Below are 15,548 nucleotides of genomic sequence, written 5' to 3' on the forward strand. Positions count from 1 at the left end.
CTGCTTCTTTAACTTCTAATGGGTATGAAATTCGTTTAACCATAAAAATACACCTCCGTTTTCTTCATTTTACACGAATTCAACGGGGGTGTTTTTATATTTGTCTCAACCTATGGGGTCAGTTCACATGTGCCTAACTCGGTTTTTTTATTTCTGATATTTAACGTTAGCCATAAAGGCTTCTAGTTCTGTTCGACGCTGAATTTGTTTGTTACACTGATGACTGTCATAACAAATATAGTTTCCTTGGTTTAGATAAGTGCCATCGTGGCCACCGCGGACCCGAGCTATAAATAAAGTGACTGCAGATTTAGTATGGCAAATCGAGCAAATACTTGTTTTAACAGTTGGCGAAACAACGCCATCGACACCAATTAATTGATCGTTCTCATAATAAATTAAGTATTTTCTTTGCTGACCGGGGTCGTTCCAACCGTAGAAAGAAAAGTCAGTTAAGGGCAACGTTTGCCAATCAGGTAGTTTGAGCTTTTTAGTTTTTTTGAAAAGTTTCTTTAACTCACTGTCAGTTGGCGCCTTAAAGGGAATAATTAAAGGGGTTAGCTTTTCCAAATAAGCTTGGACTTCTTTGTGAGATTTTTCAATAAGTAAGATTTCCTCTAATATGGCTAGCTCTGTTAAGGAGCTGTCTGGAAAGGTCTCATGAATTTTTTCAATAATTAACGAGCGTAAAGTTCCTCGGGTTCCTTGGTCATTGACCCATTGATTAGTTTTTAGTAAATTCAGACTATGTTCTGCTAGAAAATTATAGTGATAAGGTTGAATAAATGGTTTCATTACTGTGTCCTCCTTAGGTTGGTTAAACAAAACAACCTTCAGTATTGAAACGTTTAGCTAAGCTTTTTGCTGGAACTAACTCAATACTGAAGTAGTGTGAGTTGTTCCTAAGGAATGCAGTTTAATTTGCATCATGTGATCACCACCTTGAAAGGTATTATAAAATAAAACGATAAAAAATGTCAATTTAGATAGAAAAAAAGAACTTGTCATCTAGAAGATGATAAGTTCTTTTAGCGTTTATAACTTAGTTTTATCCGCTTGTTGTTGCGCTAATAAATCACGAATTTCAATTAATAGAAGTTCACTGGCTTCAACTTCCGGTAAATCCTCTTCTTCAACTGGTTTAGTTACAACAGCTTTAGCTTTATTAACAGCTTTTAAAATAATGAAGAGGACAAAAGCGGTAATTATAAAGGTAATAATAGCACTTAAGACGTTACCGTATTCAAAAGGTACGCCATTAATCGTTGTGGCCATCGTTTTAACCCCATCGGCTCCATCTGTCCGGTGAGTGAAAAGGCTGAAAAATAAAGCAATTAATGGAGTGATTAAATTTTCAACTAAAGAAGTTACGATGGCTGTAAAAGCTCCACCAATAACAACCCCAACTGCTAAATCTAAGACATTCCCTCGCATAATAAACTCTTTAAATTCTTTGATCATAGTAAACTCCTCCTTTTTTTAGTCAGCATCCGTTAGAGGGGAAAGTCGTAAAAGTGGAAAAAAGTCGTACATAATTGCAAAAAAACGTGACCAATTCTCTAAAAAAACCAGATGTTTAATAACTAATTTCATTATACAGAATAACCTGAAAAAACGGAATAAATAACTACCATTAAACTTAATTTGTATATTAAAGCCGGGGAATTTGAACCGCATCAAAGTATTATCTTTAGCGGATTTATGCTATCATATAAGGACGAAGTTTTTAAGGTCTTAGCAAAATTGACTCTTGAAAAGTAATAAGGAATTCATTAAGAAAAATGATTTTATTTGTGATTAGATTTTGAATCTATTAGAATTAATAAATGATTGGGAAAGTAGGAAATAAAAATGAGTATAAGCTTAACTAAAGGCGTGGAACTCCATGTAATTCCCACAACTAAATATAAAACTGTCCGCATGATGGTCCGCTTTGCTAGCCCGTTGTTAGCGGAAACGATTAGTAAACGGACACTATTAGGTAGTCTGTTAGAAACTAATAGTCAAAAATACCCAACTCAAACGAAGCTCAGTGAAAAATTAGCCGATCTCTATGGGGCTAGTTTTGGTGCGAACGTCACTAAAAAGGGCGACAATCACTATTTTACGATTAGTTTAAATGTCGTTAACGATAAATTTTTACCAAATGAAGCGCCAGTGTTAGTAGAAGCTGTGGCTTTTTTAAAAGAAATCATCTTTCACCCTAACTTTACAGGAGGGGCTTTTGAGCAAGGAACATTTGAACGAGAACAACGGAATTTACAAGAATATATTAATTCCGTCTTTGATGATAAACAAAGTCATGCCGCCTTAGCCTTGCAAGAACTTTATTTCCAAGGAGCCCCTCAACAAAAAATGCCGAGTTTTGGGACTGTGGCAGGAGTTAAAGAGGAGACAGCTGAAAGTTTAGCTCAGTATTACAAGGAAATGTTAGCGGAAGATGATGTGGCGATTTTTGTGATTGGCGATGTGGTTGAAGCAGAGATTACTGAGCTCTTTAGCCAGTTACCTTTTACTCCAAGAAAGACAGAACAGCAACAAGCTTTTTATCAGCAAGCAGTCACGACTGACATTGTTGAGAAAGTTGAAAAACTAGCTGTGACGCAATCTAAGTTTAATTTAGCCTACCAAACAGGGATTTACTTTCACGGAAAAGATTATTTCCCGTTACAACTATTTAACGGACTATTTGGTGGTTTCCCTCATTCGAAACTCTTTATGAATGTTCGTGAAAAGGAAAGTATGGCGTATTACGCTTCTAGTTCCCTTGATACGTTTAGAGGGATGTTAACGGTTCAAACTGGGATTGATGGTCGTAACAAAGAACGGGTGTCTCAGTTGATTTCAGAGCAGCTGGCCAGTTTAGTTGCCGGCGAAATTAGCCAAGAAGCCTTAGACCAAACGAAAGAAATGTTGAAAAATCAATATTTATTGTCCCTTGATAATAGTGGGGCAGTCATCGAGTCTGCTTATATCACTAGTAAGTTTGAAGAAGGCGCCTTAACGACGGAAGAATGGTTAAAGGCAGTGGATGATGTTGAGATTAAAGACATTCAACGCGTTGCGGCACAAGTTAAATTACAAGCAGTCTACTTTATGGAAGGAGGGCAAGCTTAATGGAAAAAGTTGTTTACCCAGTATTAGAAGAAACCTTATACACAGAGACTTTAGAAAATGGTTTAAAAGTGACATTACTACCAAAAGAAGGCTTCCATAAAACGTATGGTCTTTTTACAACGAACTATGGATCAATTGATAATGAGTTTATCCCCTTAGGAGAGTCTGACTTTACAACTGTGCCAGATGGGATTGCCCATTTTTTAGAACATAAAATGTTTGAAAAAGAAGCAGGTGACATCTTCCAAACCTTTGGTAAACAAGGGGCTTCGGCGAATGCCTTCACTAGTTTTACCCGGACGAGCTACTTGTTTTCAACAACAGGTCAAGTAGCGGAAAACATGGAAACCTTATTAGATTTTGTTCAAGAGCCTTACTTTACTGAAGAAACGGTTGAAAAAGAAAAGGGGATTATTGGTCAAGAAATTCAAATGTATCAAGATGATCCCAACTGGCGTTTGTTTTTTGGAATTATTAGTAATTTATATCCAAAACATCCCTTACATATCGATATAGCTGGTACCATCGAAAGTATTGCTGAGATTACAGCAGAAGACTTATATTTATGCTACAATACTTTCTACCATCCTGGGAATATGAATTTATTAGTTGTTGGAAAAATGGACCCAGTGGCGATGATGGACTTAATTAAAGAAAACCAAGCTAAAAAACCCTTTAAAGCAGCAGAAACCGTTGCAAGACGCTTTCCAATCGAAGAAACAACTGATATTATTAAAGAGTCCCGTTTAGAAATGCTGATCAATCGACCAAAAGCGATTGTTGGCTTAAAAGGGACAGGGGCGTTACCAACAGATGGCTTTGAACTATTACGTTACCGGACCTCGGCCAGTTTACTATTCCAATTACTATTTGGGGATACTTCCCAAAATCAATTAGACATGTATGAAGAAGGGTTGATTGATGATAGTTTTGGTTATGAATTTAACTTAGATCGTGGGTTTTACTTTGCTGATTTTGGTGGTGACACAAATCACCCAGAAGAGTTAGTCTTGCGAGTGAAAGAAATACTTTTATCAGCCTCAAAGAGTTCGGAAATTACTGAAACTAATTTAGAATTATTGAAGAAAAAAATGTTAGGACAATACCTCCAATCATTAAATTCATTAGAATACATTGCTAACCAGTTTAGCCAAATGCAGTTTGGTGAAGCTACGTTATTTGATATGGCAGAAGTGATTGGCAGTATTACGATTTCAGATATTCAGCATGTAATTAGTCATTTTATTAAAGAAGAGGCGATGAGTCAGTTTTACATGTTTCCAAAAACTGCTGAAAATGACTAATGAAGTAAGTGATTGAAAGTTTAACAATAAAGAAAAAAAGGTGAGCAAGTGGAATCGATTGGAGAAATATTAAAAAAAGCGCGCTTAGCGCGAGGACTGACAATTGAAGAATTACAACAAATAACTAAAATTCAAACTCGTTACCTAGAAGCCATGGAAGAAAATGATTTCGATGCCTTGCCTGGAACCTTTTATACCCGCTCATTTATTAAGCAATTTGCTAAAGAAGTCGGTGTCGACGGGGAGTATTTAGTCGACCGTTTTGATGGCAAACCAACGAGTAAAATGAAAAAGCCTGAATTAGTTCGTGGCTCTCGTTCGGAGTTATACAAAGGCCGTCACGGCAGTAGCAGTACTCCGGGAATCAAAGGGAAATTACCAATGATTGCGCTATTCTTAGTCGCTGCATTAATCGTCGGTGGAATTGGCTATTTAACTCTCAAAGAAAATGAGAAAAAAGATTTAATTAACCGAGCGACTGAGCTAACAGTTGATAATCAAGTGACTGCTGAAACTTCAGAGACAACTGTTGCCAGTGAAACTGAAGCCAGTTCAACTGCCGAAAGTAGCACTGAAGCCTCAACTAGTGAAGAGCCGAAAACGGAAGTTAGTTTTGATAGTGAAAATGGCGCTGAGATTGGTATGACAGTCAAAGGATTAACGGAACCAGTCACCTTTGAGTTTGAAGGAATCGACGGACAATGTTGGATTGGAATCTTAGTTGACGGGGCTTATGTCTACGACTACACTTTAAATCCTGGTGAGACGGTTACTACCGAGCTGCCAGCCGGACTTGAAAAAGCAACCTTAGTGTTAGGGGCTTCCAGCAATGCCAAAGTCTCAGTTAACGGGGAAGAAATTAACGTGAACCCTAATCAAACAGGGACGATTAAGAGAAATGTTAACATGAACTTTGAATACGATGAACAAAATTAATTAGTGAGTAGAAAGAGGAAGGTGTGACACCGTTGAATTTACCGAATAAATTAACTGTAATCCGCATTTGTATGATTCCAGTTTACATTGTTGTTGTTGGAGTGAGTTTTGATTGGGGAGTAATCACTTTAGCAGGCACAGAAGTAGCTTTAACCCAATTTGTTGGGATGATTATTTTCGCTGTGGCTAGTTTAACTGACTGGTTAGATGGCAAAATTGCTCGTTCCCAAGGGTTGGTCACAAATTTCGGGAAATTTGCTGATCCCTTAGCGGATAAAATGTTAGTGATGACCGCTTTTATCATGTTAGTCGCCCAAGATAAGGCGCCAGCTTGGATTGTGGCAGTGATTGTCTGTCGTGAATTAGCAGTGACGGGCTTACGTTTATTATTAGTTGAAGATGGGGAAGTCATGGCTGCTGCTTGGCCAGGTAAAATCAAAACAGCAACGCAAATGTTTGCGATTATTTTTCTGATGATTAATAATGCGCCATTTGCAGCGATTGGCCTACCTATGGATCAATTGTTGTTATACATCTGCCTAGGCTTTACAGTCTATTCTGGTGTTGATTATTTCATTAAAAATGCCCATGTTTTTAAAGGCTCAATGTAAGAGCATCAGAAGTTCTTTGCTAGAGATAGCAGAGAGCTTTTTTTGTCTGAGGCCAAGGTTGTTTGTGCTATAATAATACAGAATTGAAAATAATACGAATACTATATCAGGTGAAGAGGGATAAGATGAAAGCAGAAATAATTGCCGTTGGGACAGAGTTATTACTTGGTCAAGTAGTCAATACAAATGCGACGTTTCTATCTGAAGAATTAGCCGGTCTTGGTTTTGAAATTTACTATCAAACTGTTGTGGGAGATAATCCGGAGCGATTAGTTGAAACTTTAGCCCTAGCAGAAACTCGTAGTCAATTGATTGTCTTATGCGGTGGCTTAGGTCCTACCGATGATGATCTCACTCGTGATGTCGTCGCAGCCCATGTCGGTGAACAATTGGTCATGGATGAGGCATCCTTGGCTAAAATCTTAAAATACGTCTCTAAAATTGGTCATCCAATGACTGAAAACAATAAGCGCCAAGCTTTATCGATTAGTGGCGGTCAAGTCATTGAAAATCCTACTGGCTTAGCAATTGGCACTTTATATCAAGCTGAAACAGTCAATTATTTATTATTGCCAGGCCCACCACGGGAGTTGTATCCGATGTTTCACCAAAAGGCCAAACCATTACTAGCTAAACTCTTGCCGCAAGATTATCACTTGACCTCGCGAGTTTTACGCTTTTACGGCATTGGTGAATCCCGATTAGTGACTGAGCTAGCCGAACTGATTGCTAGTCAAAGTAATCCAACGATTGCCCCCTACGCGAAACCGAATGAAGTCACCTTGCGTTTAACGGCTAAAACGAAAGAGCTAAGTCAAGCTGAAACATTACTAGATCAAATGGAAAATGAAATTATGGCAAGTGTCGGTGAGTATTTTTATGGCTATGGTGAAGAAAATAGCTTAGTCCAAGAAACAGTCAAGTTGTTAATTGCCGAAGACCAGACAGTGACATGTGCTGAAAGCTTAACTGCAGGTATGCTTCAGAGCGCTTTAGGTAGCGTTCCAGGGGTTTCAGCGGTCTTTCCAGGCGGATACATCACTTACAGTGACGAAGGGAAAACTAGCCTCTTAGGGGTCCCAGGGGAAGTCTTAACAACTCATGGAGCAGTTAGTGAAGCTTGTGCCATTGCCATGGCGGAAGGGGCGCGTCAAAAGATGGGCACAGATTTTGGGCTATCTTTAACTGGAGTAGCAGGTCCAACTGAAGTTGAGGGCCAGAAAGTTGGCACAGTCTGGATTGGCATCGCCTCTAAGAATCAGCCGACGATTGCCAAAGAGTACTTTTATCAAAGAGATCGGGAGACAATTAGACAAAGTTCCGTCATGGCCGCCTTAGGCTTATTACGGCAAGAAATCTTGGCTCAAAAAGCCTAAAAAAAAGAAAAGCGAATGTTTGTTCGCTTTTCTCTTGATTTTTGTCAGAAAAAAAAGTATGATTAGTTTATTAGAGAAATAGGTACATTACATAAGGAGGTTCATATTAGTGGCAGATGATCGTAAAGTAGCCTTAGACGCTGCGTTAAAAAAGATAGAAAAAAGTTTCGGTAAAGGGTCAATTATGAAGTTAGGGGAAAAGATTGATACGCAAATCTCGACTGTTCCCAGTGGTTCACTAGCACTAGACGTTGCGCTAGGTGTAGGTGGCTACCCTCGAGGTCGGATTATTGAAGTTTATGGTCCAGAGAGTTCAGGTAAAACAACTGTTGCCTTACATGCCATCGCTGAAGTTCAACGAAATGGCGGAACAGCAGCCTTTATTGATGCTGAACATGCCTTAGATCCAAAATACGCCCAAAACTTAGGGGTAAACATCGATGAATTATTATTATCACAACCAGATACTGGTGAGCAAGGCCTAGAAATTGCTGATGCTTTAGTTTCAAGTGGCGCGATTGATATCGTTGTTGTCGATTCAGTAGCAGCTCTCGTTCCTCGTGCGGAAATTGATGGCGAAATGGGTGACGCCCACGTCGGCTTACAAGCCCGTTTAATGTCTCAAGCCCTACGTAAATTATCAGGTTCAATCAATAAAACTAAAACGATTGCGTTATTCATTAACCAAATTCGTGAAAAAGTCGGCGTTATGTTTGGTAACCCAGAAATTACCCCTGGTGGTCGCGCGCTGAAATTCTACGCAACGGTCCGCTTAGAAGTCCGTCGTGCGGAGCAATTAAAAATCGGAACGGATATTATTGGTAACCGTACGAAGATTAAAGTTGTTAAAAACAAAGTTGCCCCACCGTTTAAAGTGGCAGAAGTTGATTTAATGTACGGCGAAGGAATTTCAAAAGCCGGCGAACTAATCGATATGGCTTCTGATCGTGACATTGTTGATAAGAGTGGTGCTTGGTACTCTTACAAAGAAGAACGAATTGGTCAAGGTCGTGAAAATGCGAAGCGTTACATCTTAGATCATCCAGCGATGTTTGCTGAAATCGAAAGCCGTGTCAGAAATGAATTCGGCATTGGTGATGGCAGTGAAGAAGTGGCTGAACCAGTTGAAGTTACCTTAGATTTAAAAGATAAAAAATAATTTTAAATAAAGGAGGGCTGACAAATATCAGTCTCTCCTTTATTTTTTGCCTCACACAAGGAATCTGCCAACAGATTTAATGGCCCTTTCCAGCTGGTTCATTAAAGGTTTATTTAATTCTGGAAGTAGTAAAAAAGACTAGGGCGGGAATCAAAATGAGCGGTTTTTATTCCCTAATAGTCGAAAACAAAATTTTTCTAGCTCTTTCAGCATTTTAACGAATACATTAGCAAGTAAGTTTGCTATAATAATAGATAGGCGTCAAAACTTTACTTGAAACCACTGACGAAGGTAATTTTAAAGTTGACACACCTAGATTCAAACATTAGAATAAAAGTTGTATACTATTTAATTTTATACAAAATATGCAAGTAGGGCATATTGATAAGTAACAAACCTTTTATCAATTAAAAACTACAGATATAGAAGATTTTACGGAGGTGTACTAATGGGTATTGAATTATTCCTCGGTATCATCATGTTAATTGTCGGTCTCGGCGTAGGGTTTATTATAGCTAACAATCGTCATCAAAAAGCGATTGACGGTGCTAAAAACTCAGCAACTGGTATTATAGAAGAAGCACAACGAGAAGCTGAAACCTTGAAAAAGGAAACTTTATTAGAGTCCAAAGAAGAGAATCAGAAGTATCGCCTAGAAATTGAAAGTGAGCTGAAAGAGCGAAGAGATGAAGTAAAAATTCAAGAAACTCGTTTATTGCAACGCGAATCTAATATTAATCGTAAAGATGAAACATTAGTCAAACGTGAACACTCACTTGAAGACAAAGAAGAAAAACTCGATTCTAAACAACAATTGATTGATGAACGAGAAAAAACCGTCTCAAACTTAATTGAAGAACAACAACAAGAATTAGAAAAAGTCGCTGCCTTATCAAGGGAGCAAGCCCAAGATATAATTATGACAGCAACTGAAGAAGAATTAACTCATGAAGTTGCCGTAATGGTTAAAGATAGTGAGCGTAAAGTTAAAGAAGAAGCCGACCGGGTAGCCAAAAATATTTTATCATTAGCGATGCAACGTTGTGCCGCTGATCAAGTATCTGAAGCAACCGTGTCAGTAGTTACTTTACCGAATGATGAGATGAAAGGTCGCATTATCGGTCGTGAAGGTCGTAACATTAGAACTTTAGAAACATTAACAGGTATTGATTTGATTATCGATGATACACCTGAAGCAGTTGTACTTTCGGGATTTGATCCTATTCGTCGGGAAACAGCCCGGATTGCCTTAGAAAAATTAATTCAAGACGGCCGGATTCATCCAGCTCGGATTGAAGAGATGGTTGACAAAGCTCGTAAAGAAATGGATGAAACGATTCGTGAGTATGGTGAAAATGCTGCTTTTGAAGTTGGCGCCCATACGTTACACCCAGATTTAATTAAAATTATGGGGCGGATGCGTTTCAGGACAAGTTATGGTCAAAATGTTCTTAATCACTCAATCGAAGTTGCTAAATTAACAGGTGTCTTAGCTGCTGAGTTAGGTGAAGATGTTGAATTAGCGAAACGTGCCGGTTTCTTACACGATATTGGGAAAGCTCTTGACCGTGAAGTCGAAGGTTCTCATGTGGAGATTGGAACAGAGTTAGCTAAAAAATACAAAGAACACCCAGTCGTGATTAATGCGATTGCTTCCCATCATGGGGATACTGAAGCAACTTCAGTAATTTCAGTCCTTGTGGCTGCTGCTGATGCTTTATCAGCTGCTCGTCCTGGTGCGAGAAGTGAATCATTGGAAAACTATATTAAACGTTTAGAACGTCTAGAAGGTATCTCAAATGACTTCCCAGGTGTTGACTCAAGTTTTGCGATTCAAGCAGGACGTGAAGTTCGGATCATGGTTAAACCAGATGAGATTTCAGATGATGAAGCAACGATTTTAGTTCGTAAGATTCGTAAGCGAATTGAAGAAGAGCTGGATTATCCAGGACATATTAAAGTCACAGTTGTTCGAGAAACTCGTTCTGTGGATTATGCTAAATAGTTAAATAAAAACAAGGAAAAGTCAGTTTGACTTTCCTTGTTTTTTCTGTGAAAATAGCCTTATTAGAGGTTATCAATTTAAAGGAGATGAATAAAGTTGGATTTAGAAAGAAGTAGCCGACGCTCACAAAACAATCAACCAAAGGGTGGTAAAAAATGGTTACTGGCATTAATTGTCCTGTTGTTATTAGCAAATACTCTCGGTTTAGGTTTATTAGTTTATCAATCATTAGCAGCACCGAAAGCGGCCAGTCATGAAAATGAACGATTGACGAAAATCGAAGAACAACTTGAAAAGATTGTTTTAGATAATCAAGAATCAACACCGAGTCAAGAAGTTAAAGAAAGATCAACTGAAACAAGTCAATCAGACCAAGTAACGGAGTCTTCAGAGCAAAATCAAGTTCTAGCCTCAAGTCAACCAGAGACAAGTGAAGGAACAGAAACTAGCATGGAAGCTCCTAAAACCCACATCGTTGAAGATGGGGATAGCTTATCTGTCTTAGCTACGAGATATCATGTGACTTACGAAGACTTGTTAAAATTAAATAATTTAACGAATAATATTATCGTGATTGGTCAAGAATTGATTATTAGCGAATAAGAAAGTGGTGACTGATGTGAATAAATTATGGTCGATCATTAAAAGTGTCTTAATCATTATTGGACTCTTTCTACTATACAATATACCTAGTTTTTTTCTAGCTTTGGAGCAGCCAGTACTCTTATGGGGGAGTGGTATAGTAATCATCGGACTGCTAATCTGGGTAGCAATCAAGTCAGGCTATTTTAATTCCCGAGCAAAACTGTTAACTAGTTATAATTTAAAGTGGGTTTTAGGAGCTTTTGTAGCTGGCCGTTTTGTAGCTGTGATTTTCACTTTATTAATGGGTGAAGCCTCTAAAAACGATATTGCCATTCAAGAGATGACTAAGAACTTACCGATTGGCAGCTTGTTCATGTTATTGTGTTTACTAGCACCAATTGGGGAAGAAATTATTTTTAGAGGAGCGATTTTAAATAGTATCAGCCCCCTTAAAGATAACCCAACACAAGTCCGTCAGTTAATGGGATTGCTCGTTAGCTCTTTATTGTTTAGTAGCGTCCATTTATCAAGTAATGTGATGGGCTTTCTCATGTATGCTTCTTTAGGAGCTTTGATGGGTCTAGTCTACTTAAAAACGAAACGACTGGAATGTGCCATAGCTGTCCACTTTTTAAACAATTTTTTACCATTTCTCTTTTTAGCTTTAAATAATTAAAAAACGTCAACCGGTCAGCTTCCTAGAGTTAGGAAGGAACGGTTGACGTTTTTTTTAGTCTAATTTGAATAAATAAATTTTTGAATAAGGCGTATTTGACTTGATGTTACTAATTTTATTTGCTGGGTAAGAAGAGTGCCAAAATTTATTTTCAGAAGGGCTATTTCCCCAGAAATAACCTAAGTGACAGTCAGCATTTGGTTTTGAGCGATCCGCTTCAAAGTAAATGATGTCACCTTTTTTAGCTTCACCACTTTTTAGTAAAGCGTTAACTGAGGAGAAGGTTTCGTAGCGGGTATTCGCTAAGAGAACATCACGGACACGGTAGCCATCTGCTAGGCCAGCCCACCCTTTTGAAAGTTGAGGGGCTTTGTTAAAGTTACCACCGGAGCGTTTAATGACAACTGTCACAAAGCCGGTACAGTTCATGCCAGCCCCATATTTATTAGGTGCACCATTTGGACTCATTGAACGAGCGGCATCTGGGGAATCTAACAGACTACGATAACGGGTGCCTTGGTAGAAACGGTCTTTTTCATGACGAGTCAGTTCTTTAAGGACTTTAGCCCGAGTCGTATTGAAGAAAGCGGCAGTACCAGGTTTAACTTTGACAGCCTTACTATTTAGATAACCAATCCAACCGCCATTTTTATTGTAAATAGAATAATAAGTCGACCCATTATAATGACGGTAGTGGCCTTTGACACGATAGGATTTATTACGCATGTTTTTTGTGGTTGTCTTTTTTTGACCATTAAAATTTCGCCAAACATCATAGTTGCCTTTGGTGACAAGGACTTCTTTGTCTAAAGGTAACCAAATCCCTTGGGGCCCGGGAGCTGCTTTCGAGTCTCGCCCATTTAAGTAACCTAGCCAGTTGCCTTTTTGATTGTAAAGGGAATAATAAGTCGAGCCGTTGGCATGGAGGTACTTGCCTTTCGCTAAGAATGTTTGTTGGTAAAAGTTACTATTTTTGTGGCGTGGTTGCCAGCTGAAATTGCCCCAAAGGGTATATTTTTTAGTTGTAATCGTGATGTACTTATCATAAGGGAGATAAGAGCCTTGTAGATTATTTGTTAACTTACCAGCTTTACCATTAATATAGCCTAACCAACGCCCAGCTTGATTATAAATGGAGTAATAAGATGTTCCACTGTAATGATGGTAAACCCCTTTAGCTAAGTAAGTATGATTGACGAGTTGTTTGCCACTCAGTTTACTTGCCCCATCAAAGTTGCTCCAAGAGTTGAAGGACTTGCTAGTAATCGTGAGATATTTTCCAGAAGCTTGGTACCGACCTTGGGGGTCATTTGAAAGCAGACCAGAACGACTATCGATATAGCCTTGCCATTGCCCTTTATTATTATAAAGGGAGTAATAGCTAAGACCATTGGCGTGATGGTATACCCCTTTAGCTAAAAAAGTCTTATTGATTACAGAACTATTAGCTAATTTTACTTTCCAAGCAAAGTTACTATAGGTGCCGTAATTTTTACTAGTAATCGTAACGTATTTGCCTAAAGCTTGATAAGCACCTTGAGGGCCAGTTGCTTCTGTCGCGTCACTTCGATCGAGATAGCCTAATAATTGTTGCTTATCATTATGTAAAGCTAAGTATTCTTTACCATTGACATGAATGTAGCGTTCTTTGGCAAAATAAGTTTTACCATAAGCGACAGTAGCGTTAGTTGCAATCGTGCCCTTTAAGTCACTGTAAAGAACAAATTTTTTGTTGAGAATTGTGACGTATTTCTCGTAAGCAATGGCTTCCCCTTGAGGGTTGTCACTTAAAGCAATTGCGTTACTAGCAACGTAGCCTAAAAACTGCTCCTTGCTTGTGTAAAGGGCGTAATAACGTTGGCCCTGACTGTCAAGGATGTAGTGTTTCGTTATCAAAGTTTGATTAACTAGTTCTTTCGTTGTCCCACTTTGTTCTTCGTTAACGACTTGCCATAAAGGATCATTGTCATGGAGAACACGTCCATATTGATGAGGTTCCAACTTGATTTCAGTTAAAGTGAGGGTGTCAGTCAGAGACTCCTCAACTGTCGAGTCGACGGTACTTTCCCTGGACCCTTCCGTAGTACTATTTTGATCTGTTGTTGCTTCTAAAGAAGTTTCACTAGAAACCTCTGTTTCTGCTAATGACTGACTTGTAGAAACTAGTTCGCTATTCTCACTGTCTTGATTAATTCCGCTACTATCTTCTGTGGCACTAACCATTGTGCCAAAGCTCATTAGTAAAAGAGTACTAATACTAAATAAACTAACCCAACCCTTTTTCATTGTCTCACTCCTAATTATCTCTGTATAAAAACACCGTTTTATATAACTCTATTTTAACCTAGAAAAGGCTATTGGGATAGTCATAAAGCTGACAAAAAGAACAAAATTTAATTAACTGCCACAGTAAATCCCCTTTCGATAAGAGAAGAGATTGAGATTCCTTTCATTTGGAGCTAAATATTGTTAAAATAGATAGAGATATTATAAGAGAAGAGGAAGTAATGATGCGTTTATTGTTTGTAGGAGATGTTGTCGGCTCTTTAGGTCGCGACACAGTCAGTGAGTATTTACCAAAATTAAAGAAAAAATTCCGTCCTCAAGTGACGATTTTAAATGGCGAAAATGCCGCCGCCGGTCGAGGAATTACCGAAAAAATATATAAAAAATTTTTACAAGACGGCGTCGATGTTGTGACTCTAGGCAATCATACGTGGGATAATCGCGATATTTTTGAGTTTATTGACGAGGCTAAAAAAATGATTCGCCCAGCCAACTTTCCAGCCGATAGTACACCAGGCAAGGGGATTGTCTATGTTAAAGTCAATCAAGTTGAATTAGCAGTTATCAACTTACAAGGTCGGACCTTTATGACACCCATTGATGATCCCTTTAAAATCATTGATGAGTTAGTGGCAGAAGCGCAACAAAGAACGCCTTTAATTTTCGTTGATTTCCACGCGGAAACAACGAGTGAAAAGCAAGCCATGGGTTGGTTTTTAGATGGTCGTGTCTCAGCGGTAGTTGGGACCCACACCCATGTCCAAACCAATGATGCCCATATTTTACCAGGAGGCACAGCTTACTTAACAGATGTTGGTATGACTGGCCCTTATGACGGTATTTTAGGTATGAAACGGGAAGCTGTGATTGAAAAATTCCGGACAGCTTTACCTCACCGTTTTGAAGTTGTCGAAAAAGGTCGGACGAACTTGTCTTACTGTGTGATTGAATTAGACGACACTGACGGCAGTGCTAAAAAAATTGAGATTGGCCAAATAAATGAAGATACTCCTTTTAGAGATTAATTAAAAAGGGAAAAGTAGGTGAGCTGAATGATAAGAAGTGGTGAAGAGTTTAAAATGGAAGATGATGTTCGCCTAACTTTAGATCGCTTGTTAAAATTACTAGATGATAGTGATGTGATTCAAGCTTATAAGCAAATCGAAGAACGGGTGACCGACCATCCTAAATTATATGCCATGACGGAAGAAATTAAAGCGATTCAAAAAGAGGCAGTTAAATGTGCCCATTACGGCAAGCCAGAAGCTGAAAAACAAGCTATTAAGCGGGCGGATCAATTAACTCAGGCCTTTGACGAAGAACCATTAGTCATCCGTTACCGGGAAAAATTAATTGAAGCCAATGATTTATTGCAACACATTACGAGTCTGTTAGAGCGAACCGTGAATGTCAAACTAGAACTAGCTTACGAGGACCTTTTTAAACAGCCCTCAACTGAAACTCAGGAACCAACATAAGGAAGTGAACAAAAC

Annotated in this window: 14 protein-coding genes; 11 read left to right on the forward strand and 3 right to left on the reverse strand. The window is 38.6% G+C overall.

Annotated elements, in window-relative coordinates:
- Nucleotides 1–147: 147 nt before the first annotated feature.
- Together CBF35_RS12330 and mscL are read right to left on the reverse strand one after the other, a co-directional pair.
- A complete protein-coding gene (locus CBF35_RS12330; RefSeq protein ID WP_126781637.1) occupies nucleotides 148–795 on the reverse strand; it encodes a FusB/FusC family EF-G-binding protein in 648 nt (215 codons plus the stop codon).
- 240 nt (nucleotides 796–1,035) lie between these two features.
- Nucleotides 1,036–1,461, reverse strand: coding sequence for a large conductance mechanosensitive channel protein MscL (gene mscL / locus CBF35_RS12335; RefSeq protein WP_126781640.1), 426 nt, complete (start codon nucleotides 1,459–1,461; stop codon nucleotides 1,036–1,038).
- A gap of 390 nt (nucleotides 1,462–1,851) precedes the next feature.
- On the opposite strand from mscL, the gene yfmF reads away from it, so the two are divergent.
- The 9 genes from yfmF (at nucleotide 1,852) to CBF35_RS12380 (ending at nucleotide 11,769) form a co-directional block, all read left to right on the forward strand.
- Complete coding sequence (yfmF, locus tag CBF35_RS12340) at nucleotides 1,852–3,117, forward strand: EF-P 5-aminopentanol modification-associated protein YfmF (RefSeq protein ID WP_126781642.1); 1,266 nt, start codon at nucleotides 1,852–1,854, stop codon at nucleotides 3,115–3,117.
- A complete protein-coding gene (yfmH, locus tag CBF35_RS12345) occupies nucleotides 3,117–4,421 on the forward strand; it encodes an EF-P 5-aminopentanol modification-associated protein YfmH (RefSeq protein WP_126781644.1) in 1,305 nt (434 codons plus the stop codon). The genes yfmF and yfmH overlap by 1 nt, the downstream gene beginning before the upstream one ends.
- A gap of 48 nt (nucleotides 4,422–4,469) precedes the next feature.
- Complete coding sequence (locus tag CBF35_RS12350; protein ID WP_126781646.1) at nucleotides 4,470–5,357, forward strand: RodZ domain-containing protein; 888 nt, start codon at nucleotides 4,470–4,472, stop codon at nucleotides 5,355–5,357.
- A gap of 32 nt (nucleotides 5,358–5,389) precedes the next feature.
- Nucleotides 5,390–5,968 carry a CDP-diacylglycerol--glycerol-3-phosphate 3-phosphatidyltransferase gene (pgsA, locus tag CBF35_RS12355; RefSeq protein ID WP_126781741.1) on the forward strand — a complete coding sequence of 193 codons (579 nt, stop codon included), beginning with the start codon at nucleotides 5,390–5,392 and terminating at the stop codon, nucleotides 5,966–5,968.
- 125 nt (nucleotides 5,969–6,093) lie between these two features.
- Nucleotides 6,094–7,344 carry a competence/damage-inducible protein A gene (locus CBF35_RS12360; protein ID WP_126781648.1) on the forward strand — a complete coding sequence of 417 codons (1,251 nt, stop codon included), beginning with the start codon at nucleotides 6,094–6,096 and terminating at the stop codon, nucleotides 7,342–7,344.
- A gap of 109 nt (nucleotides 7,345–7,453) precedes the next feature.
- Nucleotides 7,454–8,503 carry a recombinase RecA gene (gene recA, locus CBF35_RS12365; RefSeq protein ID WP_126781650.1) on the forward strand — a complete coding sequence of 350 codons (1,050 nt, stop codon included), beginning with the start codon at nucleotides 7,454–7,456 and terminating at the stop codon, nucleotides 8,501–8,503.
- 448 nt (nucleotides 8,504–8,951) lie between these two features.
- Entirely contained in the window at nucleotides 8,952–10,508 is a 1,557-nt protein-coding gene (gene rny / locus CBF35_RS12370; RefSeq protein WP_126781652.1) for a ribonuclease Y, read from the forward strand.
- A 96-nt stretch (nucleotides 10,509–10,604) separates the two neighbouring features.
- Complete coding sequence (locus CBF35_RS12375; protein ID WP_126781654.1) at nucleotides 10,605–11,111, forward strand: LysM peptidoglycan-binding domain-containing protein; 507 nt, start codon at nucleotides 10,605–10,607, stop codon at nucleotides 11,109–11,111.
- Nucleotides 11,112–11,127: 16 nt separating this feature from the next.
- Entirely contained in the window at nucleotides 11,128–11,769 is a 642-nt protein-coding gene (locus CBF35_RS12380; protein WP_126781656.1) for a CPBP family intramembrane glutamic endopeptidase, read from the forward strand.
- 54 nt (nucleotides 11,770–11,823) lie between these two features.
- Here CBF35_RS12380 and CBF35_RS12385 read toward each other — a convergent pair whose 3' ends face one another.
- Nucleotides 11,824–14,055: a hypothetical protein gene (locus tag CBF35_RS12385; protein ID WP_126781658.1), complete on the reverse strand. Its 2,232-nt coding sequence runs from the start codon at nucleotides 14,053–14,055 to the stop codon at nucleotides 11,824–11,826.
- Between the two features lie 224 nt (nucleotides 14,056–14,279).
- On the opposite strand from CBF35_RS12385, the gene CBF35_RS12390 reads away from it, so the two are divergent.
- Nucleotides 14,280–15,080 carry a TIGR00282 family metallophosphoesterase gene (locus CBF35_RS12390; RefSeq protein ID WP_126781743.1) on the forward strand — a complete coding sequence of 267 codons (801 nt, stop codon included), beginning with the start codon at nucleotides 14,280–14,282 and terminating at the stop codon, nucleotides 15,078–15,080.
- Between the two features lie 27 nt (nucleotides 15,081–15,107).
- A complete protein-coding gene (locus CBF35_RS12395) occupies nucleotides 15,108–15,533 on the forward strand; it encodes a YlbF family regulator (protein ID WP_126781660.1) in 426 nt (141 codons plus the stop codon).
- Nucleotides 15,534–15,548: the final 15 nt, after the last annotated feature.

The sequence above is a fragment of the Vagococcus salmoninarum genome (assembly GCF_003987495.1).
GTDB classification, from domain to species: Bacteria; Bacillota; Bacilli; order Lactobacillales; family Vagococcaceae; genus Vagococcus_D; species Vagococcus_D salmoninarum.